This window comes from Halobacillus trueperi (assembly GCF_003386945.1).
Lineage (GTDB): Bacteria > Bacillota > Bacilli > Bacillales > Halobacillaceae > Halobacillus > Halobacillus aidingensis.
In genome coordinates this window covers 42,436-64,550 of record NZ_QUAE01000001.1, presented here as the reverse complement: position 1 = coordinate 64,550, position 22,115 = coordinate 42,436, and the positions used below count along the sequence as shown (strand labels likewise).

The following is a 22,115-nucleotide window of genomic DNA, read 5'->3' as shown; positions in this document are numbered from 1 at the left end:
CCTCCGCTTTCTATTATATAGAGGGATAAGGAAGATAAACAGAATAGTGAGATGAAGCTTTCTAATATTGATCTGTTTTAAATGGCGGAGACCGGGAATATTCTTCATAACATAAAAAAAGGGGTTTTTATTCAAATGTCACTCTATATCGAAGTGGATCATGACCGCCATATTGACTTATTCGTACAAGATATCGGAGAAGGACAGCCGATCGTATTCCTTCATGGCTGGCCTCTGAACCATCAAATGTTCGAATATCAAATGAACACATTACCCCAAAATGGCTACCGCTTCATCGGCATCGACCTGCGGGGATTCGGAAAATCAGACAAACCGGCTTTCGGCTATGATTACGATACACTTGCTCATGATGTGAAAACCGTTGTGGAATACCTTCAACTGGAAAACTTCTATTTAACCGGTTTTTCCATGGGCGGGCCGATTGCGATCCGCTATGCTACGAAATTTGCAAACAAAGAATTGGCGCAGTTGATTCTGGCAGGACCGGCCGCTCCAAGTTTCACTCAAAGAGAAGGCTACAACCATGGCATGAAGAAAGAAGAAGTCGATGGCCTGATCGAAGCGCTCCAAAGCGACCGCCCAGCTGCATTGAAAGATTTCGGCGAAGGATTCTACCATTCTGATATCTCGGAACCTTTCGGAGAATGGTTCCACAGCCTCGGCCTTGAAGCATCAGCTCACGCCACCATTGCTTGCGCAGAGTCACTAAGAGATGAAGATTTACGAGAGGAAGTCAGTCAGATTGAAGTACCTACCCTCCTCCTTCATGGAAAACACGATGAAATCTGTGATTATGCATTTTCAGAGATTTTGAATGAAAAAATTCCGAACAGCACTCTCCTCCCTTTTGAAAACAGCGGCCACGGAATGGTTTATGATGAAAAAGAAAAATTCAACCAAACGCTGCTTGAATTGTTGAAATAATAGAAAAGGAGAGCCGGCCACATGTGCCGGCTCTCCTTTTCTTTTCCCTGAATGAATATCCGAAGATCATAATAATAGTTCCAAAGGTGCTAAGAAGTTTCCGGAAGAATATTGAGGTTACACCGATAAAAGCATCGAACTCGCTGATTAATGATTAAAAGCCACTGATAAATCCATCAAAGTCACCGTTAAATATTCAAAAGCTACCGATAAAAGTCCCAAACCGACTGATAAATCCTCATAAGACAGTTACAAACTTAAACTCTAATGCCAACTTTTACACCCTTTAATGATACAGCTATATCCCTCTATAACTATCACCCCCAACAAAAAAAGCCAGGAAGAGCACAAACACTCTTCCTGGCTGGCATCTTAAGCGATGACCACTTTCTTCGGATTGGCTAGCTTCTGGATCAGCGGCAATCGGGATAGATCCATGTTTCCTCCACTCAAGACAACACCGCATTGCTGTTGTTCAAACGTGTCACACGTGCTGAGGAGACCGGCAAGCGCAGTGGCTCCCGCTCCTTCAACCAGTGTTTTTTCACGTTCAAGCAGCATCAGCATGGCTTTTGCGATTTCATGTTCTTCCACCGTAATCACTTGATCCACGTATTTTTGGATACACGTGTAGGTGAGCCTTCCTCTTTCCTTCACGGCGATTCCGTCAGCAATTGTCGAGACAGATGTCAGTTTTTCAGGTCCTTTTTTGTACAAAGCATTGTACATGGAAGGGGCTTTCGCTGATTGGACACCGATGACTTTAATGTCCGGCTTCAGCTGTTTAGCTGCGAACGCAATACCTGCGATCAGCCCGCCACCGCCGATCGGTACGAACAGACGGTTCAAATCCGGCTGTTGCTGCAGCATTTCAACGGCGACTGTCGCTTGTCCTGCCATCACATCATAGTCGTCAAACGGATGAAGAAAAGTAGCACCTGTTCTTTCCTGCTCAAGCAAAGCGGCCTGGTAAGCTTCCTGGAAGGACTCGCCGGTAAGAACGACTTTCGCTCCGTACCCTTGTGTCGCTTCTACTTTCGCTCTCGGTGTTCCTTCCGGCATGAAAATTTGTGCCTGGATGCCACGCTTCGCTGCAGCAAGAGCGACGCCCTGGGCATGGTTCCCGGCAGATGCTGCGATCACACCGCGGGACGCTTCTACTTCCGTCAGGCATGCCACCTTATAGGAGGCTCCCCGCACTTTGAAAGCACCTGTTTTCTGCTGATTCTCCATCTTCAAATAGACGTGCTGTCCGGTTTTTTCATTGAAGGTTGTTGATGTTTGCAGCGGGGTGCGGTGCACCACCTCCTGCAACTGTTCCTGTGCATCCATGACTTTAGCTAGCGTTAAGAAATCCCCAACGTCTTCACTCCTTTGTTTTGTTTTTCGTACTGGTCGATTTTGTCTTCATACGTCAAAGTGACGGCAATTTCGTCCCAGCCATTCAAAAGCATTTCTTTATGGTAGGACTGGATGTCGAAGGACACTTCTAAGTCCCCGTCATCAATGATCTGCTTTTCCAAATCGACCTTCACTTCATACTTTTCTTTCGTAGCCTTTTCCATCAGCTGATCCACAACCGGCTTCGGTAACTGAATCGGAAGGATTCCGTTTTTGAAGCAGTTGTTGTAAAAAATGTCGGCGAAACTCGGGGCAATAACCACTTTAAAGCCATAGTCCTGAATCGCCCATGGTGCGTGTTCCCTGGAGGAACCGCACCCGAAGTTTTCACCGCCGACAAGAACAGAAGCACCATCATACTTGGGGTCATTTAAAGAGAAATCTTCCCGTAGTGTTCCATCCTCGTCGAATCGCCAGTTGTAGAAGAGAAACTGGCCGAATCCCTGTCGTTCAATCCTTTTCAAAAATTGCTTCGGAATGATCTGGTCGGTATCGACATTCGATCGATCCAATGGGTAGACCAGACCACTGTGTTGTTTGATCGGTTCCATCTCTTCACCCTCCTACTGTACTGGCGTATTTTCTGACATCGACAAAATGACCTTCCAATGCAGCCGCTGCTGCCATTTCCGGACTGACGAGATGGGTACGGGCACCATTTCCCTGACGCCCCTCGAAGTTCCGGTTGGAAGTGGAAGCACAGCGTTCCCCAGGTGGGACGATGTCATCGTTCATCGCAAGACACATGCTGCAGCCGGCATCGCGCCATTCAAATCCTGCGGTCAAGAATATCGTATCCAGCCCTTCCGCTTCTGCTGCATCTTTCACAGATTTAGAACCAGGGACGACAAGAGCTCTTACTCCTTCATGGACCCGGCCTCCACGAACGATTTCTGCCGCTTTACGCAAATCGCTCAACCTGGAGTTTGTGCAGGAACCGATGAACACGTGCTCGACAGGGATTGATTCAATACTCTGGTTCGCTTCAAGACCCATATACTCAATCGCTCGTTCAATACCGTCACGATCATCTTCCACCGATTCTGGATCGGGTACACGACCGCCGACAGGAACACATTGAGAAGGGTTCGTTCCCCATGTGACCTGCGGTTCAATTTCATCCGCATGAATCGTAAGCGTCTGGTCATATTCTGCTCCTTCATCGGAAGCTAAAGCGAGCCACTGTTCAGCCGCTTCATCAAAAGCTTCTCCTTCCGGTACATAGCGCTTGCCCCGCATGTAGTCGATCGTCGTTGCATCAGGACTGATCAACCCGGCTCTTGCTCCTGCTTCAATGGACATGTTGCATACCGTCATCCGTTCCTCCATCGAAAGATTACGGACAGCCTCCCCGGTGTACTCGATGACATGACCTGTACCGAAGCGGACCCCGTATTTACCAATGATCGCGAGGATTAAGTCCTTCGCTGTGACGCCTGTTCCAAGCACCCCATCGACGTTGACTTGAAGAGTTTTCGGAGGTGCCTGCCATAAGGATTGGGTGGCAAGCACGTGCTCCACTTCACTCGTTCCGATTCCAAATGCCAATGCTCCAAAAGCGCCGTGTGTAGAGGTATGGCTATCCCCGCAAACGATTGTTTTACCCGGCTGTGTCAGACCAAGTTCCGGTCCGATGACGTGAACGATCCCTTGATCCGGGTGGTTGATGTCCGCGAGGCGGACGCCGAACTCTTCACAGTTTGCCTTCAAAGTCTCCATCTGCTTTTTGGAAACTTCATCTTTAATGACGTTACGATGGATAGTCGGGACGTTATGGTCCATCGTCGCATACGTACGATCCGGTCTTCTCACTTTCCTTCCGGCCATTCGCAATCCTTCAAACGCCTGGGGAGAGGTCACCTCATGAATCAGATGCAGGTCGATGTAGAGGAGGTTCGGCTTCCCTTCTTCTTCATGGACGACATGCTGATCCCAAATTTTTTCTACAATGGTTTTTGGATGACTCATTCCGTTCCGCTCCCTTCGTGTTTATACGTAACAACGCATGATATTTTCTGTTGTATCACTTGTGCTGATTTGATCAACCACTCTTCGGGCCAATTCACTTCCACTGACGACAGTACCACCTACGAGATCGATGTCTGCGGTATGGTAGCCTTCGTCCAACACTTCCTGCACAGCCGCTTCCACCTGTTCTGCTTCTTCTTCCATGCCGAATGAATGCTTGAGCATCATGGCAACAGATAGAATACTTGCGAGTGGATTCGCTTTATCTTCCCCTGCGATATCTGGGGCAGAACCGTGAACCGGTTCATAAAGTCCGACACCTGTTTCGTTTAAGCTGGCGGATGGCAGCATACCGAGTGATCCTGTCAGTACAGACGCTTCATCACTCAAGATGTCCCCGAACATGTTTTCTGTCACGATGACATCAAAGTAAGAAGGATTCGTAACAAGCTTCATCGCAGCGGCATCCACAAGCATATGTTCCACCCTTACATCCGGGTACTTCTCCTTTTTCTCCTCGACGACTTCCCGCCACATACGGCTCGATTCGAGAACATTCGCTTTATCAACTGAAGTAAGCTGCTTCCTTCGCACCTGTGCACTTTGGAAAGCCTGCTCTACGATTCTTTCAATCTCACGACGTTCGTATGCCAGCGTATCGACGACAGCTTTACCGTTGTTGCGTCGTTCTCTCGGTTCTCCAAAGTACAACCCGCCAGTCAACTCACGTACGATCAATAGATCGCTTGCCGCGACGACCTCGTGTTTCAAAGGTGATGCATGGAGCAACTGTTGAAACGCTTTGACAGGACGGAGATTCGCAAACAAGCCGAGTTGTTTGCGGATCCCAAGCAGCCCTTTTTCCGGCCTCATATGACCGGGAAGCTGATCCCATTTCGGTCCACCGACCGCTCCAAGGAAGATGGCATCCGCTTTTCTTGCTGCTTCGACCGTATCCTCCGGGAGGGGCGTTTCGTGATTGTCGATCGCCACTCCTCCGATGTCATGACTCTCAAAAGTGAAGGTGTGCTGAAATCGATCCGCGACCGACTGCAACACGTTTTTAGCGGCTTTAGTCACTTCTGGACCGATCCCGTCTCCTGGCAAAAGTACGATATGTTTTTCCATGTGCATCCCCCTTTAGTTATACTTGCACTTTTTGATAATTCTCCAATTTGCTTCTATATAATGTGCGGTTTACAGCGTTCAAGAAGGCATGAGCGGAGGCTTCCAGGACATCCTGGGCAGATCCTCGGCCGGACGCTTTGATCCCATCGACGGTCAACTGAACGTGGACCTCTGCTAAAGCGTCGCGCCCTTTACCAATCGAACTCAATTGATAATCCTGCAGATGAACATCGGCATCAATCAAGTCATCCAGCGTGTTATAGATCGCTTCGACGCTTCCTTCCCCGGTATTGGCCTTCTCCACTTCTTCTCCATCCGGACGTGTCAGAAGAACGGTCGCTGTCGGACGGTTGATGCTGCCGTATTGAACCTGGAAGGCTTTCAACTCGTATTTAGGCTGATCTTCGTCTTCCGTCTGAGTGTCTGTCAAAATGGCGAATAGATCATCATCCGTCACTTCTTTCTTCTTGCCTGTCAGTGTCTTAAATGATTCAAAAGCTTCCTTCAGCTTGTTTTCGCTGAGTTCGAACCCAAGTTCTTCCGCTTTTTGTTTGAACGCATGCCGTCCGGAATGTTTCCCTAACACCATTCGATTGGAATCGATGCCAACCATCGCTGGGGTGATAATTTCATAGGTTGTCGACTCCTTCAACATGCCGTCCTGATGGATCCCGGATTCATGGGCAAAAGCGTTGCGTCCTACAACGGCTTTGTTGCCTGGCACCTGCATCCCTGTCAGGCGGCTGACGAGATCACTGGTCCGCTTGATTTCTTTCAAAACAAGGCCTGTTTCAAAATCAAAACGATCTTGGCGGATCTTCAATGCGACAGCGATTTCCTCAAGCGCTGCGTTTCCGGCACGCTCGCCAATGCCATTGATCGTCCCTTCGATTTGCCTTGCTCCGTTTTCAATCGCAGCGAGGGAGTTGCTTACAGCCATTCCCAAATCATCATGATTGTGCGTAGACAAAATCGCCTTGTCGATGTTCGGAACGTTCTCTCTTACATATCGGAAAAGCCGGCCGATTTCGTCAGGAGTTGTGAACCCTACGGTATCCGGAAGGTTGATGACACTCGCTCCAGCGTCAATCACTTTTTCGATAATGTGTACGAGAAAGTCTTGATCGGACCTGAGCGCATCTTCCGCGGAAAACTGGACGTATGGAAATTTCTCCTTCGCATAGGCGACCATTTCCACAGCTTTTTCTACCACCTCATCCGGTGTCTTCTTCAGCTTGTGTGTCATATGAATCGGGGAGGTAGCGATGAATACGTGCAGCCTCGGCTCCGCTCCGCCTTTCAATGCTTCCCACGCAATGTCAATGTCACGTTTGTTAGCTCGCGCTAAGCCTGTGACCGAACAACCGCGGACGGTATCAGCGATCTCTTTGACCGCTTCAAAATCGGCTTGAGAGGAAGCGGGAAAACCCGCCTCCATAATATCTACACCTAAACGTTCCAGCTGTTTGGCAATTTCCACTTTTTCCAAACGATCCAAATTGACACCAGCGGATTGTTCTCCGTCTCTCAAGGTTGTGTCGAAAACGTTAACGTGAGCCATGTGTGACCACATCCTTTTCTTTGGATTGGGACTTCTTGACGAACGGCATCAGTTCACGGAGCTCTCTACCCACCTTCTCGATTTGATGATTGTTTTCACGGGAATTAATGGCGTTGAACTCTGGACGGTTCACCTGGTTCTCAAGGATCCATCCTTTGGCAAACTTCCCTGTTTGGATGTCTGTCAGTACATCTTTCATGCGAGCTTTCGTACTCTCATCAACGACGCGTGGGCCGGATACGAAGTCACCCCACTGGGCTGTATCAGAGATGGAGTAACGCATGCCTTCAAGTCCGCCTTCGTACATCAAGTCAACGATCAATTTGAGCTCGTGCATACATTCAAAGTACGCCACTTCCGGCTGATAGCCAGCTTCTGTCAACGTTTCGAAACCAGCTTTTACAAGGCTTGAAAGTCCACCGCAAAGGACGGCCTGCTCACCGAATAGATCGGTTTCTGTTTCTTCCTGGAAGGATGTTTCAAGAACCCCTGCACGGCCGCCGCCGATTCCTTTCGCATAAGCAAGAGCGATCTCTTTCGCTTCCCCAGTGACGTCCTGTTCAACACCGATCAGTGCAGGTACACCAGCGCCTTCTTCAAACGTACGGCGGACAAGGTGTCCCGGTCCTTTTGGCGCGACAAGGAATACATCCACGTCTGATGGAGGAACAACCTGGTTGAAGTGAACATTGAACCCATGAGCGAAAGCAAGAGCTGCGCCGGACTTCAAGTTCGGTTTGATGGATTCTTCATACACTTTCGGCTGATACTCATCCGGAAGAAGAACCATGACAACATCGGATTCTGCTACAGCATCTGCGACATTTTTCACTTCCAACCCGTCTTGTTCCGCTTTATCCCAGGACTTTCCTTTACGAAGACCAACAACGACGTTATGGCCGCTTTCCTTCAAGTTTTGAGCGTGTGCATGACCTTGGGATCCATAACCTACAACAGCGACCTTCTTATTTTTTAGTACCTCGTCTTTAATATCGTTGTGATAGTATACGTGTGCCATTTTTACATCCATCCTTTCGGGAAATTATTTTAATAGAGAGTAAGATTTAAATTCTGCTACTTGCGGCTGATGACCGCGGGTGAATGCGGTTAAGCCTGTTCTGGCAAGTTCTTTTATGCCATAAGGCCTTAATAGATCGATGAGCGCATCGACTTTATCTGATTTACCTGTCACCTGAACCGTGACGCTTTCTTTACTGACATCAATAATTGATGCACGGAACGGTTCGATGATGCCCTGGATTTCGCTGCGGATCTGTGGGTTGCTTATCACTTTCACCATCGCTAGCTCCCGGGCGACTATTGCTTTGTCTGTGATGTCTGACACTTTCAAAACATCAATTTGTTTGTTCAGTTGTTTGGTGAGCTGCTCGAGCTTACGGTCATCTTCGACTTCCACGACGAACGTCATCTTTGAGACGCCTTCCGTCTCTGTCCGCCCGACGGAAATACTTTCAATGTTGAATTGCCTTTTGGCAAGTAATCCAGTCACTCGGTTCAGCACCCCGCTTCGATTATGAACGGTAGCTGTGACGATTCGCTTCATCGTTTCACCCCAATCATTTCGTGTAATCCTTTTCCTGGTGCAATCATCGGATAGACATTCTCTTTTTGAAGGACGCGGCAATCGATGACCGCCGGCTGATCATCCCCCAGTACTTTCGGCAATACTTCCAAAAGTTCTTCCTGGGTTTCAATCTTATAGCCGGGAACTTGGTAGCTTTCCGCTAGTTTCACAAAGTCCGGCTGCACATCGATGATTGATTCTGAGTATCTTTCACTATAAAACTTTTCCTGCCACTGTCTTACCATCCCTAATGCCTGGTTATTGACGATTAACACTTTGACAGGCAATCTCCGTTCTTGTAGAACAGACAGTTCCTGAAGTGTCATTTGAAAACCACCGTCACCTACAACAGCGACGCAGGTGGAATCCATGTCGGCCAGCTGTGCTCCGATTGCTGCCGGGAACCCGTAGCCCATCGTTCCAAGGCCGCCAGAAGTGACCCAGCGGTTTGGCCGGTCAAATTGATAGTATTGGGCCGCCCACATTTGATGCTGCCCGACGTCTGTCGTAACGACCGCTTCTCCACTTGTGTATTCATAGACTTTCTGCATGAGCCATTGAGGGACGATGAGTTCATCCGGCTGATCATGCCAGAGTGGATAATCGATTTTGTTTTGGCTGATCGCATCCATCCATCCCTGGTGGTGCAGCCCTTTCACAGTCTTGGCATTCAAAGCTTCCAGCGCTGCTTTGGCATCCGATACGATAGGAATGTGCGTCGGAATGTTTTTTCCAATCTCAGCAGGGTCGATATCAATATGGGCGACCATCGCGTTCGGTGCGAAGTGCTTAAGATTACCCGTCAGTCTGTCATCAAAGCGAGAACCGATATTAATCAGCAGATCGCATTCATAAAGGGCGGTGTTTGCGGAATACGTCCCATGCATCCCAGCCATTCCGAGGGACAAATCACAGGTGCCCGGGTAACTGCCAAGCCCGAGAAGCGTAGTCGTAACCGGCAGTTGATAGTTTTGGACGAACGTTTTTAACTCCTCCGAAGCACCTGCATGAATGACACCGGATCCTGCAAGTACCACCGGTTTTTTCGCTTCCACAAGAGCGTCGTGCAGTTTGCTGACCTGAAGTGGATTCGGCTTGACGGTCGGCTGATAGCCCGGCAAATGAAAATCACTCTTCACTTCCTTTGCGTAAACCGTTGAACTGATGTCTTTGGGAATATCCACAACGACCGGCCCTGGTCTTCCTGTCGTCGCAATATGAAAAGCTTCATTAACAATTCTCGGCAGGTCCTCAATTTCCTGGACTTGATAATTGTGTTTAGTAATCGGCGTCGTGATCCCCATGATGTCTGATTCTTGGAACGCATCCGTTCCGATGACGCCTTTCGCTACCTGACCGGTAAAAATAACGAGTGGAATGGAGTCCATCATCGCATCCGCAATACCAGTAACTAAGTTTGTTGCTCCTGGTCCTGATGTCCCGATTACGACTCCGGCTTTTCCTGAAACCCTTGCATATCCTTCCGCTGCGTGAATCGCACCTTGTTCATGTCTTGGAAGAATATGATCAAAGCTGCCTTCCGCCCGGTAAATCGCATCATAAATTGGTAAAACCGCGCCACCTGGATATCCGAATAACGTTTCGACACCTTGACCGATTAAAGCTTCTACGAGCAAATCGGCTCCTGTCTTTGTCGCGGTCTCTTGTTCCGCACTTGCCTGTGCCTTCATTTTTCATCCCTCCTGTGTTGAACATATCTTTTATGAAAAGCGGATGTTTTTCCGCTTCAAACCTTTCGCCTTTCGAACAAAAAAGAGACCTTCTTCCTCCTCAAATTCCTGCAACACAACAACAGTGTCGTAAGAATGTGAGGGGTGAAAAGGTCTCTCTTTACTTCCACGGTACCACCCTCATTCGTGAAGCTCTATAACAAGCTCCACCTCATGGGATCCAAAATATGAACCCCTTTTGATAACAGGTGCGGTGAAACACCTGGTCCCGCCTACTGGATGAACGTTCGGCGTGGACACTCAAGGATGATGTCAGAATAAGATGTATTTCCGGGCTTCCAGCAACCCCGGCTCTCTGGGAATACAAGCACTTATTCCTTTATTCCTTTCATCGTGTTCGTGTGATTTATTTTTCAAATGCCTCAGACTCTGCTCGGCTTCTCTCTACTAACTGACGTGCGCTTGATCTTTGCTGTACACTTTGTAACCGTCTGTTGTCGTTACTTTTCTGAATTCTGAAAGCAGGTGGTTTGTGACAACGCCCGGCTTCCCATCTCCAACTTTTCGCTGATCGACTTCCACGACGGCGATTACTTCTGCCGCTGTCCCTGTCAAAAATACTTCATCCGCGACGTAAACATCGTGTCTCGTAAACGGCTGCTCTTTGACTTTATAGCCTTTTTCTTCAGCTAAATCGATGATGGCATTACGGGTAATGCCTTCCAAAGCACCTAAATAAGTCGGCGGTGTTAAAATGGTTCCATTCTTCACGATAAAGATATTATCGGCCGATCCCTCGGTCACATAGCCTTGATCATTCAGCATAAGCGCTTCATCAACGCCTGCCTGATTGGCTTCCATTTTCACAAGAATGTTATTCAAGTAATTCAACGATTTCACTTGTGGCGGTAACACGTCCGGTCGGTTTCTTCTGCTTGATACAGATGCAAGCCGGACCCCGCGTTCATATAGTTCTTTCGGGAACAAAGCGAGTGCTTCAGCAATGACAACCAAGCGTGGATTTGCACAGCTGGACGGGTCCAGACCCAGGTTACCGGCGCCTCTTGAAACGACGACACGGATATAAGCGGTTTCCAACTGGTTACGGCGGACCGTTTCAGCAATAATCTCTTCGAGTTCCTCCTTGCTATGTGGAATCTCGAGCATGATCGACTTCGCTGAATCATACAGACGGTTCAAGTGTTCATCGAGCTTAAAAATGTTGCCTTCGTATACGCGAATGCCTTCGAACACCCCATCTCCATATAAGAAACCATGATCGTAAACGGAAACGACGGCCTCTTCTTTTTTCACGTATTCGCCGCTCATATAAATCCATTGGCTGCTCATTTTCAGCACTCCTTTCTTTTATAGTTTAATGTTTGAAATGATTAAAGAATGATAAAGAAAATGTGGACCCTTCTGGTAAGTGGTGATCTTACATTTTCAGGGTCCCAATCTCAGGTCTTACACATGAACCAACCAGACGATTGAAGGAATCGATGTGGTTGATTGAGGACTACTTTAAACCCATTTCGTGGGAAGGTCAACAGGTTTTAAGTAAATTTTCTGAACACTCAAAAGATTCGATGAACAAGTTAAGCGCTTACACCGTTGAGAGGCTTGACATCCCGTTTCTTTTTCTCTTTTCTTTTTTTCTTTTTTATCTCAAATGAGCATCGATTCAGTGTGAAAAGGTTCAATAAACCGCAGGCGATCATTCGTAATTTTTCTTCAAGAAAACCACTTTTTTTGTTCACGAAAGTCTCTAATAAATAAATGTGGACATTCGCCCTGCCTTCAGAGCCCGTCCCCTCATACTGTGTCGTATAGGATTAAAAAAGGTGGTGAAAGATATGAGCTGGTATGGTGGCTGCGGCGGATATGGCGGCGGATACGGCGGTGGATACGGAAGCACTTTCGTTTTGATCGTTGTATTGTTCATCCTTTTGATTATCGTAGGAGCTTCCTTCTACAACTAATAAACCTTTTCGTGTGAACCACCGTTACCCGTAATAAGTGGTTCACACAAACGTGGATGGTCAGTCAACGACTTTCCACTATTCGGGTGTGCATAAAAAAGAACCAGAGGTCATCACCACCTTCTGGTTCATTGTTCGTTATCTTTGCAATTAAAAGAATTCTAGAGAAAAATTGTTTTCTCAATATAGGTTTGGTTATAATAGACGGCGAGACATATTCTCTACAACCTCTACCTGTAGAATGTCTCCCTCTTTCAATTCCAGAGCGTGCTCGCTCTGGCTTTTTTTATGTAGACAAACGTCTATTATATCAATATAATGAGCCTTCTCTTTTTTGCGGGCCGGTTTCATCATGTTTTTCATCGCCGCACACCGGTCTGCCTAAAAAATCATTTTCAGACCATTCAGATTTCTAATAATAATGCATAAAGAAGCGAGTCGCCTATGTAAGATAGCCGGTTCGCTTCTTTTTTGCTGTGAAGACTTTTTCAATTCGGAATTTCTTCGTTTTAATTTTCCAGTGCACATTCTCTTTGATACTCCAAGTTGATGAAAATTTGCTGCAACTCAGGCAAAGTCATCTCAATCGTCCTTTTTCCAAAGGCATCCTCTGTGTAACCTAAATCCCTTAATTGATCAATCAAATAGTACCTGTCCTGATATGAACCTTCTGGGGGATAAACTGACACAAGCATCCTAATCAACTCCTGAGCAAAAGATTATTATAATAAGTTCTTTCTACTCTCATACCCCTTATTCCTCTTTTCAACCGCAAAATTATCATAATTGTCTGATTTTTAAACGAAGAAAACATCACTCTTTGGAGAATCAGCCATTTTTTTGATGAATGACCTCCACATTTGTTTCTTAGTGTTCAGGACTCAGTTTCGTGACACTTTGTAGAGGTCGGTCGGGTCTGCGAACCGATCCAACTCATTGTTTCAAGAGTTCTGCCATATTGTTTGATAAACAAAAAACGCCCATCAAATGGACGTTTTTTCGATCATTTATATATTGCCGAAGAACTTCTCCGCTTTTTCTAAATACGGCTCTTCTTCAGGCATGAGCTCATACTCTTCGACAATCGCATCTACCGGACAAACCGATACGCACGCGCCGCAGTCTATACAGATATCAGGGTTGATGTAATACTGATCTTCCCCTTTTTCAATACAATCGACAGGACAAACGTCGACGCATTCCCCGGCTTGTTCGCCCTGGCACGGTTGTGTAATGACAAATGCCATATGTATCTCTCCCTATTTCCTTAATAAATCTAGTGTCTCGAAAAACAGGGGGTTTTGTCAATCTTTGTACTGTTATCCACATTAAATCACCACGGTCAGATATAGACATAAAGAGAATACCCCCTTTGTATGTTTGCCAAAAGAAATAGCGGCTAGTAGAATAAAAGGTAGCAATTGAATGGCTGGGACCATGATGAAAACGCACGAAATCTGAATTGAGGATTTGGATTTCCTGCGTTTTTTTATCTTTCACCACTAACCCAGCTTTTTTGTTAGAAAAGGAAGGAGGGATGTCCATGTCCTCATGGATACGGCCTTTTCGTGTTCTCATCTTTGTATTAGTTCTATCTATTTCTACACTTACCGCTTGTACCGAAACGCAGCCTGTAGAAGAAGAGCCTGAGAGTCAAACGGAACAACCACAAGATTCCGAAGAGAATGCATCCGTAGAAAAAGAGGATGAAGCACCTTCAGAGGAGGAATCTAAAGAGTCCGCCACAGAAAAACAGCCAGGAGATGTTGATGCCACCGTTACAAACGTTGTGGACGGAGACACCATCGACATCAAAATCAACGGCAGAGAAGAACGCGTCCGTTTGTTACTGGTCGACACGCCTGAGACCGTTCACCCTGACAAACCCGTCGAGCCTTTTGGATCTGAGGCAAGCGACTATGCAAAAGAAATGTTGTCGGGAAAAGAAGTACGGTTTGAATATGACGGGCCGAAACGTGATCATTATGACCGGCTTCTTGGCTATGTTTGGGTGAACGGAGAGAATTTCAATCAGCAATTACTTGAAAAAGGGCTTGCCCGATATGCTTATGAATATGATCCTCCCTACGTCCATGCAGCATCTATGAAGAACGCAGAAACCCTTGCCAAACAACAAGAAAAAGGGATTTGGAGCATCGACGGGTACGTTACGGATGAGGGATTTCGTGAAGACGAATCATCAAGCGTTGAGGAAACGCCAGCCTCTTCCCCTTATGAAGGCAGCCTTCCTTATGACCCACAAGGACCTGACCGGGACTGCGGCGACTTTTCTTCACAAGAAGCAGCACAAGCCTTTTATGAAGCAGCTGGTGGTCCTGCCCAAGACCCCCATCGCTTAGATGGGCACGATCAGGATGGTCTCGTTTGTGAAAGCTTATAAATGAATAAAAATGTCCGTTCCAAGTGAAGTTTTTTCATTTATGATCGGTTGAAGAGGAGCTCCTATCAGGAGGTCCTCTTCTTTACTATTCCCCCCACGCTTTAATCGTCTTAATTTTTGTAATATTATTGTAATTGCACCATAAACCAGGTAAAATCATGTAAATATAAGGATGTTTTTGATTTAAATGGATGAAAATGATCCTTTTGAATCAATCAAATTTTATAATAGGGGGTCTTCAAATGAAAAAGTATTCATGGTTGATGTTCGTTCTCCTCTTCACTGTAAGCCTATTCTTGAGTGCTTGTGGTGAAAGTGGGACAAGCGGTTCCGCAGGAGAAGACGGCGGAAGCGACGGTGGCGAAGAAATGACAAACCTGACGATGGGAACAGGTAGTGTCGGTGGCGTCTACTATCCGCTGGGTGGAGAAATGGCGAACCTTTTCACAGACAATATTGACGTAGAAGGTTTTGATGTTAGTTCCGTTGAATCTGGAGCTTCTGTTGAAAACATCGCCAAAATTCAATCCGGAGATTTCCAGTTGGGGATTGCCCAGAATACAACGATGATCAATGCGGTTGAAGGAATGGGTGAATTCGAAGGAAAAGATGTCGGAAATGTCGGCGTCATCGGTTCTCTTTATCCAGAGGCCCTTCAAGTGGTCACACTGGATTCTACTGGTATTGAGTCCATTGAAGATCTAAAAGGTAAAAAAGTAGCTGTTGGACCTCCAGGTGGAGCGACTCGTGAAGCTGCTGAGATGGTTCTTTCCGCTTATGGTATTGAAGAAGGAGACTATGAAGCGTTTGAAGAAGGATTTGGCGACGCGAAAAGTAAACTTCAAAACAATACGATTGACGCTTCTTTTGCGGTTGTAGGGGTTCCATCCTCCACAACGGATGAATTAGAAGCGGCTACAGGAGAAGTTAAATTCCTGAACATTGAAGGAGACGCTTTAGATGAAGTAGTTGCCAACAGTCAGTACGAAGCTTACACAGTGGAACCTGGTACGTATGAGTGGCAGGAAGAGCCTGTTGAAACCATTACCGCATTGGCGCTGCTTCTTGGTTCAACCAGCCAGGTCAGTGAAGATTTAGCGTATGAAATGACGAAAACACTTTACGAAAACGCTGGCGATATGTCGATTGCTCAAGCGAAGCTGATCACGCAGGATAGTGCCTTGACAGGTGCTCAGGACCTTCCGCTTCACCCTGGAGCAGAGAAGTATTTCAAAGAAGCAGGCATTTTAGAATAAAGGCAGGATACGGAACCGGACATTGTTTTTGTCCGGTTCTTTAAAGCGCTGATTTAAGAAAAGAATGGAGGTAAGAGGCGTGACGAAAAAAGATAACAAGGAAGTCGATAAGCAAGAAATGATGAAGAAATACGATAAAGAGAGCACATTCCGCACAAACCTCGGGACCTGGGGTTGGGTGACATTGATCCTTGGCAGCGCACTTACGATTTTTCAGCTTTATACGGCTTACCGTGGAGCTTATGTTTCACTCATCCAGGGTGCCATTCACCTAGGCGCGGCGCTGTGCTTAGTCTATCTCCTCTATCCGATTAAATCTTCTTTAACGAGCAAACGCGGCATCCCGTGGTATGACCTGATCTTTGCTGCGGTCGCTCTTTATGCGAACTTTTATATCATTCAAAATTATGACCGTCTCATCAATGAAGCGATTATATTCGGCTTCACCTATATGGACCAATTTGTCGCAACCGCCGGCATCCTTTTGTTACTTGAAGCGACAAGGCGCGTCGTCGGACTTCCGATTGTCGTCATAGCGATTCTCGCCCTGCTCTATGGCATGTTCGGAAACTTCATTCCTGTCATTGGTCATGCGGGCAACGATTGGCCGACGCTCGCAACGAAGATGTTTTTCAGTTCCAGTGCCATTTTCGGTATCCCGATTCAAATATCATCGACCTATATTTTTCTATTCCTATTTTTCGGAGTCATTCTCGTCAAAACGAACATTGGTCAGTTTTTCAACGACCTCGCCCTCCGCTTAACAGGAAAATATACGGGTGGAACAGCCAAAGCCGCGGTTGCAGCGAGCGGGCTTCAAGGAATGGTTAGCGGGAGCTCAGTCGCCAATACCGTAGGATCTGGATCATTTACGATCCCGATGATGAAAAATGCAGGGTTCAAACCTCACTTCGCTGCAGCCTCTGAAGCTTCTGCCTCGACCGGCGGGCAGCTCATGCCGCCCATCATGGGTGCCGCAGCATTCATCATGGCGTCTTATACGGGCATCCCTTATAACGAAATTATTGTCATCGCGATCATCCCCGCTCTTTTGTATTTTTCCGGTGTCTTTTTAGGGACACACTTTGAAGCAAGAAAACAAAACATCCGTGGGCTTTCAAAAGAAGAACTTCCTAAAACGAACAAACTGGTCAAACGTCTGGACTTGTTCCTTCCGCTCGTCATCATAATTGGATTTTTACTTGCAGGACGGACACCGACGTATGCCGCTTTATTTGCAATCGTGACGGCCTTCGTTATCAGTTTTTTCCGTAAAGAAACACGCATGTCCTTGAAAGGGATTATCAAATTGCTTGAAGAAGGAGCCCGTGTTGCCCTCCCCGTCATTGCTGCCTGTGCCACTGCTGGAATCATTGCAGGAACAGTAACGACGACAGGCCTCGGACCTAAAATTGCCGGCGGAATCATCGATCTTGCCCAAGGGCAGTTTTTCCTTGTTATGTTCTTCACCATGATTGCTTGTATCATTTTAGGGATGGGACTACCTACGACAGCCAACTATGTCGTAACGGCTACGATGGCGGCTCCAGCCTTGTTAGCTTTTGATGTTCCTGTCATTGCGGTTCACATGTTTGTCTTCTATTTCGGAATTGTCGCAGATATCACTCCACCAGTTTGTCTCGCTGCCTATGCAGGGGCGGGAATCGCCGGAGCCAATCCGATGAAAGCTGGTGTAACCGCGGTAAAACTCGCGATTGCCGCATTCATCATTCCGTATGTGTTCGTCACCAACCCGCTATTATTGCTGCAGGGAGACGTCACTGCATTCAACTTATCCATCAGTGTCATCACAGCCTTATTAGGAATGGCAGCCATCAGCTCTGCACTGATCGGATATTTCGCCACGAAAGTCACGTGGGTCGAACGAATCGCCCTTATCGCTTGTGGACTCATGCTCGTTTATCCAAACCTAGTTATTTCTCTCATTGGTTTAGGCGTTTTCGGAGCAGTTTCTGTCTTCCAATATGTAAAAAACAAAAAAGAGGATTCTTCAAAACAACAAGCTGTCGTGTGATCAAAAGCCAGACCTTTCATTACAAGGTCTGGCTTTTTCTTGCCGAATTCCCTTTTAGCCAAAATCCCCCAAGCTCATTTATGAAAATAGCGGCTACGATCAAAATCACCCCCACCCACTGAACCAAGGAAACAGATTCAGAAAGGATGAGCATAGCGGAAATAATCGCAACAGGTAGTTCAATAGAACTCAAGACATTCGCAAGCCTTCCAGAAATCAAAGGGGCTCCCTGCGCAAAAAACAATGGTGGGATGACTGCCCCTACGAAAGCCACTCCTGCCCCTATACTCCACAACTGGGCGTCAAATAGCGGGAGTGTTGGGAGGTCTTGAATAAATACAACCAGCACCAGAATCAACGATCCGGTAACCATCAGAGCACTTCTAGCAATCGGATCGGTTTTTGTAGCGACCTGTCCGCTGAAAAAGACAAAACCTGCATAAGAAAAACCCGAAAGCAGCCCAAGAAAAAGTCCTGCCAATGGAAGGTCAAAGAAGCCTCCTCCGATTACGCCCGAAGCGCACACCACCCCTAAGAGGGTAACAACCAATGAAAGAAAATTGATTTTTGTAGGAACAACTTTCGTAAAAATCCATTCGTAAATCATTCCAATCCACACGAATTGGAAAAGTAGTATAATGGCAATGGATGCTGGTAAATACTGCATTGCGCCATAATAGAAGATACTGGTCAAACCAACGGACGTGCCCGTCAACATAATTTTGAAAAGGTCTCCCCTGCTTGTTCCTCTCAAAGAAATCCTTTTGAAGAAGCTGATCAACCATAAGAATATAAAGGCAATCGCCATTTGGATAATGTTCAGTTCCCCGAGCGTGTACCCTAAAGAAAAGCCTGTTTTTACAAAAATTGGTGTGAACCCAAAGCTCGCGGCCCCGATGAGAACGAGTGTAATCCCTTTTCCTTTCATTCGTCCCCCTCCTCCTTTCCAACCAACGCAAATTTCATTTTCATACCTTCACTATTTTAACATCTGCCCCCATAAAAAAAGGCCCCTCTTTAAAAAGAGCGGCCCTGCCTATGTTTTTAATTATACGATTCTCTTAATCAATCGTCCTATAGTACGTGGAATGAATAAGAGAATATCTACGATAGTATGGATCAACGAGCGAATCAGTTTCATTTTCATTCCTCCTTTTTAGATATATAAATACATACCTCAAAGATAGAAGCCTGAAACTCCGCATCGCTATTTAGGGTAAAATGTCCCAAAACCAATAGAACGTGCTGGAGTAGTAATCTCGGGCCTGCTCTCAATCTAATGAAAGTCCTTAAAGGAAAGAAACGACCAGGATAAAAACGGATTTTGGAATCATGTAAAGAAGCCGTCTACTCCCTTTATCCCATACCCTTGTACCCTTTTCTATGTCAGTATAATTTTTCCATTACTACTAAAGTGGTATAGACAACTAGAAGGTTAAACCGTATGCTTGAATTATCTGAAAAAGGAGGTCGTAAATTGAAAAAGAAAACAGTACCCATCCTATTAACAACTGCTTTAGGAGCAACTTTATTAAGCCCGAATGGAACCCTCGCAGCACCTGGACCGACCATAGAGAAAGGAGTGAAAACAAATGTCCATACGAACCAAAGCACTGTCCACCCTGCATTTTCATGGGATCAACCCGGTCCATCCTCTCCAATCCTGCACCCTGGGTCTGTACGGGGAGCAGGCATGAGAGAAGAGCCTTTACAAGAAATTGACCCTCTTTTAATCTCTGCCATAGAAAACAACGTGATGCCCGGGGCCGTGACTCTTGTAGCAAGAAGAGGCCATATTGTGAAAGAAGAAGCTTATGGGTATGCCATGAAGTATGAAGACGACGAATTCACACAATCAGAAAACCCAATCCCCATGACTAAAGATACCATCTTTGACCTCGCTTCCATCAGCAAAATTTTCACCACAACCGCCGCAATGATTTTATATGAACAGGACGCGTTCGAATTAAACGACCCTGTCGCGAAGCACCTTCCGGAATTTGCGGAAAATGGAAAGGAAAACGTGACAATTGAGCAGCTCTTGACACATACCTCAGGCTTCAGGGCGTGGATCCCTCTTTATACAGTTGAAGGTGACAGAAACGACCGTTTACAACATGTCTTACAATATCCTCTCGCTAATGAGCCTGGATCCACCTATACTTACAGCGACTTAAATATGATCACCCTAGGAGCTCTCGTCGAACGCCTATCCAATATGCGCTTAGATGCATTTGTTGAAAAAAATATTACCAAACCATTAAAAATGGAAGATACAATGTATAATCCAGAAGAGGATTTGAAACCACGCATTGCTGCAACGGAAGATCAGCCTTGGACGAATCGTGGGCTTGTGTGGGGAGAAGTACACGATGAAAGCGCCTGGTCATTGGATGGAGTAGCCGGTCATGCAGGAGTCTTTTCTACAGCGAATGATTTAGCCAAATTCGCACATATGTTTTTAAATGAGGGTACGTATGGAAACAAGAAGATCCTTGAGCCTGAAACCGTTAAGCTGCTTACAGAAAACCGCATCCCCCAATTTGCAGGTGATGACCACGGGTTAGGCTGGGAACTCCAACAAGGATGGTATATGGATGCCCTCTCAAGTCCAAGGACATATGGGCACACCGGTTACACAGGAACATCCATCGTAGTAAACCCGGAAAATGATACGATCGCTATATTATTAACGAATCGTGTCCACCCTACAAGAGATACGGTTTCTACGAACGGAGCACGCAGAGGCATTGCCCGAAAAGTGGCGGATGCCATTCCAGTCGAAATAGATAAAAAATCAAATCCGTGGTTTTCAGGGTATGGGGATCAAGTAGAGAAACAGTTGTTGGCAAAGGTAAACCTAAGCGAAACGGCTTCCCTTTCATTCCGTACATGGTTTGAAATCGAGGATGGTTATGACTTTGGAAGATTGGAAGTATCAGACGATGGGGAAACCTGGACAACACTGGATAAATTTACAGGCGATAGTAGCGGTTGGGGAACACGAAATGTCGAGCTTCCATCAGACACTACCCATATCCGCTTCATCTATGAAACCGATGGAAGTGTAAACAACCGCGGTTGGTACATTGATAATCTAGAAATAAACGGAAATGCTGTAGAGGTTAAAAGCGATTCATGGGAAAAACGATCCTATTAATAAATCTTTCACAATGCAGACAAGTGGACCCACTTGTCTGCACTTTTTTACTTTCCTCACCTCATAGAAACGGTTAAGGATGGGTATAACTGAAAGGAAAGTGAAACATTGACACAGCACAATAAGCTAGCCCGAGATCATATCTCTAACTTACTGAGAGATTCGGGAAAGAACATCCGCACTCGAATTCTTGATAAGAAGGAGTATGATGTTTCGTTGAAAAACAAATGAAAAAATGAAGTCGAAGAATATTTCAACACCGATGAAAACAAAGATTCCTTGACGAAACTCGCAGAAAAGAGCGCTGCGCATTCCATAATCGTACGATGCTTCTGGATATTGAAGATGTGTGACCACATGAAAGGGGAAAGCCTGATGGGCTTTCCCCTTTTTCTATTAATCAATTGGATCCACCGCTTTACCGTAACGAATGACATCATAGATCGCCATACCGTCACTCGGCTTGCCGTCACCATTTCGATAGGGAAAGAGTGAAAAGAAGATGAAGTATACAGAGAAATAAGAATATTGGTAGAAAAATAGATCCACAGGAAGAACTCCCTAAGTGATCAATACATTCAATAACAGGATAATCGCCAAGTTAAAAAGACTTCCAGCAAGGTAGATCGACACATGAGCCCACGTCTTGTTGTAGGAAAGCTTTTCGTACTGACACCAGCCCTCCATAAAATACATACGCCTTACTTCCAAAGGACCCACATGAAACAGCAGTTTCCCTGTCCCTATACAGTACTTTATCTTCCCTCCGAATATACGGGCGACAAGGACATGACCCGTCTCATGAACAAGAGTGACGAGTGGCAGAATCAGAAAAAAGTTTATGATGAACATAGGAATGTCATTCATTGTAAACATAAGCGTTCCTCCGTTATGGTATGAATTGAAGTTCTGAAAAAACAACTTCCCTTTTTTGTAAAAAGATAACCCAAATGCAGAAAACTGCTTCCATAGCCTCAGTAAGGAGACGTTGGACATAGCAAG

20 protein-coding genes are annotated in these 22,115 nt (G+C 46.1%); 6 read left to right on the top strand and 14 right to left on the bottom strand.

The window, feature by feature from the left end; genetic code table 11:
* Window positions 1–135: 135 nt before the first annotated feature.
* Complete coding sequence (locus DYE48_RS00300) at window positions 136–945, top strand: alpha/beta fold hydrolase (protein WP_115821875.1); 810 nt, start codon at window positions 136–138, stop codon at window positions 943–945.
* A 372-nt stretch (window positions 946–1,317) separates the two neighbouring features.
* Here the strand turns inward: DYE48_RS00300 and ilvA are convergent, their stop codons facing one another.
* The 9 genes from ilvA to ilvE all read right to left on the bottom strand — a co-directional run bounded on the left by ilvA (window position 1,318) and on the right by ilvE (window position 11,629).
* A complete protein-coding gene (gene ilvA, locus DYE48_RS00295; protein ID WP_089654009.1) occupies window positions 1,318–2,277 on the bottom strand; it encodes a threonine ammonia-lyase in 960 nt (319 codons plus the stop codon).
* A 14-nt stretch (window positions 2,278–2,291) separates the two neighbouring features.
* The gene (gene leuD / locus DYE48_RS00290; protein ID WP_115821874.1) at window positions 2,292–2,897 is read right to left on the bottom strand and encodes a 3-isopropylmalate dehydratase small subunit; all 606 of its coding nucleotides are present in this window, start codon (window positions 2,895–2,897) and stop codon (window positions 2,292–2,294) included.
* A gap of 4 nt (window positions 2,898–2,901) precedes the next feature.
* The gene (gene leuC, locus DYE48_RS00285; protein ID WP_089654007.1) at window positions 2,902–4,314 is read right to left on the bottom strand and encodes a 3-isopropylmalate dehydratase large subunit; all 1,413 of its coding nucleotides are present in this window, start codon (window positions 4,312–4,314) and stop codon (window positions 2,902–2,904) included.
* Between the two features lie 21 nt (window positions 4,315–4,335).
* Window positions 4,336–5,442 (bottom strand): 3-isopropylmalate dehydrogenase, encoded by a 1,107-nt coding sequence (gene leuB, locus DYE48_RS00280; RefSeq protein ID WP_089654006.1) that lies wholly within the window; start codon window positions 5,440–5,442, stop codon window positions 4,336–4,338.
* Window positions 5,443–5,458: 16 nt separating this feature from the next.
* Window positions 5,459–7,003, bottom strand: coding sequence for a 2-isopropylmalate synthase (locus DYE48_RS00275; RefSeq protein ID WP_115821873.1), 1,545 nt, complete (start codon window positions 7,001–7,003; stop codon window positions 5,459–5,461).
* Window positions 6,990–8,021 (bottom strand): ketol-acid reductoisomerase, encoded by a 1,032-nt coding sequence (ilvC, locus tag DYE48_RS00270; RefSeq protein WP_089654004.1) that lies wholly within the window; start codon window positions 8,019–8,021, stop codon window positions 6,990–6,992. The genes DYE48_RS00275 and ilvC overlap by 14 nt, the downstream gene beginning before the upstream one ends.
* A gap of 24 nt (window positions 8,022–8,045) precedes the next feature.
* The gene (gene ilvN, locus DYE48_RS00265) at window positions 8,046–8,567 is read right to left on the bottom strand and encodes an acetolactate synthase small subunit (RefSeq protein WP_089654003.1); all 522 of its coding nucleotides are present in this window, start codon (window positions 8,565–8,567) and stop codon (window positions 8,046–8,048) included.
* Window positions 8,564–10,279 carry a biosynthetic-type acetolactate synthase large subunit gene (gene ilvB, locus DYE48_RS00260; RefSeq protein WP_115821872.1) on the bottom strand — a complete coding sequence of 572 codons (1,716 nt, stop codon included), beginning with the start codon at window positions 10,277–10,279 and terminating at the stop codon, window positions 8,564–8,566. Before ilvB ends, ilvN begins: the two co-directional genes overlap by 4 nt.
* Before the next feature lie 447 nt (window positions 10,280–10,726).
* Window positions 10,727–11,629 (bottom strand): branched-chain-amino-acid transaminase, encoded by a 903-nt coding sequence (ilvE, locus tag DYE48_RS00255; RefSeq protein WP_115821871.1) that lies wholly within the window; start codon window positions 11,627–11,629, stop codon window positions 10,727–10,729.
* Between the two features lie 506 nt (window positions 11,630–12,135).
* On the opposite strand from ilvE, the gene DYE48_RS00250 reads away from it, so the two are divergent.
* Complete coding sequence (locus tag DYE48_RS00250; RefSeq protein ID WP_089654000.1) at window positions 12,136–12,261, top strand: YjcZ family sporulation protein; 126 nt, start codon at window positions 12,136–12,138, stop codon at window positions 12,259–12,261.
* A 509-nt stretch (window positions 12,262–12,770) separates the two neighbouring features.
* Here DYE48_RS00250 and DYE48_RS00245 read toward each other — a convergent pair.
* The gene (locus DYE48_RS00245) at window positions 12,771–12,956 is read right to left on the bottom strand and encodes a hypothetical protein (protein WP_089653999.1); all 186 of its coding nucleotides are present in this window, start codon (window positions 12,954–12,956) and stop codon (window positions 12,771–12,773) included.
* 312 nt (window positions 12,957–13,268) lie between these two features.
* On the bottom strand, window positions 13,269–13,508 hold the full coding sequence (locus DYE48_RS00240) for an indolepyruvate ferredoxin oxidoreductase subunit alpha (protein WP_089653998.1): 240 nt from the start codon (window positions 13,506–13,508) through the stop codon (window positions 13,269–13,271).
* A gap of 296 nt (window positions 13,509–13,804) precedes the next feature.
* On the opposite strand from DYE48_RS00240, the gene DYE48_RS00235 reads away from it, so the two are divergent.
* From DYE48_RS00235 to DYE48_RS00225, 3 genes are all read left to right on the top strand, one after another.
* A complete protein-coding gene (locus tag DYE48_RS00235; protein WP_115821870.1) occupies window positions 13,805–14,662 on the top strand; it encodes a thermonuclease family protein in 858 nt (285 codons plus the stop codon).
* A gap of 242 nt (window positions 14,663–14,904) precedes the next feature.
* Entirely contained in the window at window positions 14,905–15,918 is a 1,014-nt protein-coding gene (locus DYE48_RS00230; protein WP_089653996.1) for a TAXI family TRAP transporter solute-binding subunit, read from the top strand.
* 64 nt (window positions 15,919–15,982) lie between these two features.
* Window positions 15,983–17,953: a TRAP transporter permease gene (locus DYE48_RS00225; RefSeq protein WP_115821869.1), complete on the top strand. Its 1,971-nt coding sequence runs from the start codon at window positions 15,983–15,985 to the stop codon at window positions 17,951–17,953.
* Between the two features lie 19 nt (window positions 17,954–17,972).
* On the opposite strand, the gene DYE48_RS00220 is transcribed toward DYE48_RS00225, so the two are convergent.
* Complete coding sequence (locus DYE48_RS00220; RefSeq protein WP_115821868.1) at window positions 17,973–18,881, bottom strand: EamA family transporter; 909 nt, start codon at window positions 18,879–18,881, stop codon at window positions 17,973–17,975.
* Between the two features lie 516 nt (window positions 18,882–19,397).
* Here DYE48_RS00220 and DYE48_RS00215 point away from each other — a divergent pair.
* A complete protein-coding gene (locus tag DYE48_RS00215; protein ID WP_115821867.1) occupies window positions 19,398–21,113 on the top strand; it encodes a serine hydrolase domain-containing protein in 1,716 nt (571 codons plus the stop codon).
* Between the two features lie 396 nt (window positions 21,114–21,509).
* Here the strand turns inward: DYE48_RS00215 and DYE48_RS21520 are convergent, their stop codons facing one another.
* Complete coding sequence (locus DYE48_RS21520; RefSeq protein ID WP_341865600.1) at window positions 21,510–21,662, bottom strand: hypothetical protein; 153 nt, start codon at window positions 21,660–21,662, stop codon at window positions 21,510–21,512.
* A 12-nt stretch (window positions 21,663–21,674) separates the two neighbouring features.
* The gene (locus tag DYE48_RS00205) at window positions 21,675–21,989 is read right to left on the bottom strand and encodes a site-2 protease family protein (protein ID WP_341865599.1); all 315 of its coding nucleotides are present in this window, start codon (window positions 21,987–21,989) and stop codon (window positions 21,675–21,677) included.
* Between the last annotated feature and the right edge of the window lie 126 nt (window positions 21,990–22,115).

Coding starts and splice junctions, on each gene's coding strand:
- DYE48_RS00300 (WP_115821875.1), top strand. CDS start 136: ATGTCACTCTATATCGAAGTGGATCATGACCGCCATATTGACTTATTC.
- ilvA (WP_089654009.1), bottom strand. CDS start 2,277: ATGGATGCACAGGAACAGTTGCAGGAGGTGGTGCACCGCACCCCGCTG.
- leuD (WP_115821874.1), bottom strand. CDS start 2,897: ATGGAACCGATCAAACAACACAGTGGTCTGGTCTACCCATTGGATCGA.
- leuC (WP_089654007.1), bottom strand. CDS start 4,314: ATGAGTCATCCAAAAACCATTGTAGAAAAAATTTGGGATCAGCATGTC.
- leuB (WP_089654006.1), bottom strand. CDS start 5,442: ATGGAAAAACATATCGTACTTTTGCCAGGAGACGGGATCGGTCCAGAA.
- DYE48_RS00275 (WP_115821873.1), bottom strand. CDS start 7,003: ATGGCTCACGTTAACGTTTTCGACACAACCTTGAGAGACGGAGAACAA.
- ilvC (WP_089654004.1), bottom strand. CDS start 8,021: ATGGCACACGTATACTATCACAACGATATTAAAGACGAGGTACTAAAA.
- ilvN (WP_089654003.1), bottom strand. CDS start 8,567: ATGAAGCGAATCGTCACAGCTACCGTTCATAATCGAAGCGGGGTGCTG.
- ilvB (WP_115821872.1), bottom strand. CDS start 10,279: ATGAAGGCACAGGCAAGTGCGGAACAAGAGACCGCGACAAAGACAGGA.
- ilvE (WP_115821871.1), bottom strand. CDS start 11,629: ATGAGCAGCCAATGGATTTATATGAGCGGCGAATACGTGAAAAAAGAA.
- DYE48_RS00250 (WP_089654000.1), top strand. CDS start 12,136: ATGAGCTGGTATGGTGGCTGCGGCGGATATGGCGGCGGATACGGCGGT.
- DYE48_RS00245 (WP_089653999.1), bottom strand. CDS start 12,956: ATGCTTGTGTCAGTTTATCCCCCAGAAGGTTCATATCAGGACAGGTAC.
- DYE48_RS00240 (WP_089653998.1), bottom strand. CDS start 13,508: ATGGCATTTGTCATTACACAACCGTGCCAGGGCGAACAAGCCGGGGAA.
- DYE48_RS00235 (WP_115821870.1), top strand. CDS start 13,805: ATGTCCTCATGGATACGGCCTTTTCGTGTTCTCATCTTTGTATTAGTT.
- DYE48_RS00230 (WP_089653996.1), top strand. CDS start 14,905: ATGAAAAAGTATTCATGGTTGATGTTCGTTCTCCTCTTCACTGTAAGC.
- DYE48_RS00225 (WP_115821869.1), top strand. CDS start 15,983: ATGGAGGTAAGAGGCGTGACGAAAAAAGATAACAAGGAAGTCGATAAG.
- DYE48_RS00220 (WP_115821868.1), bottom strand. CDS start 18,881: ATGAAAGGAAAAGGGATTACACTCGTTCTCATCGGGGCCGCGAGCTTT.
- DYE48_RS00215 (WP_115821867.1), top strand. CDS start 19,398: ATGCTTGAATTATCTGAAAAAGGAGGTCGTAAATTGAAAAAGAAAACA.
- DYE48_RS00205 (WP_341865599.1), bottom strand. CDS start 21,989: ATGTTTACAATGAATGACATTCCTATGTTCATCATAAACTTTTTTCTG.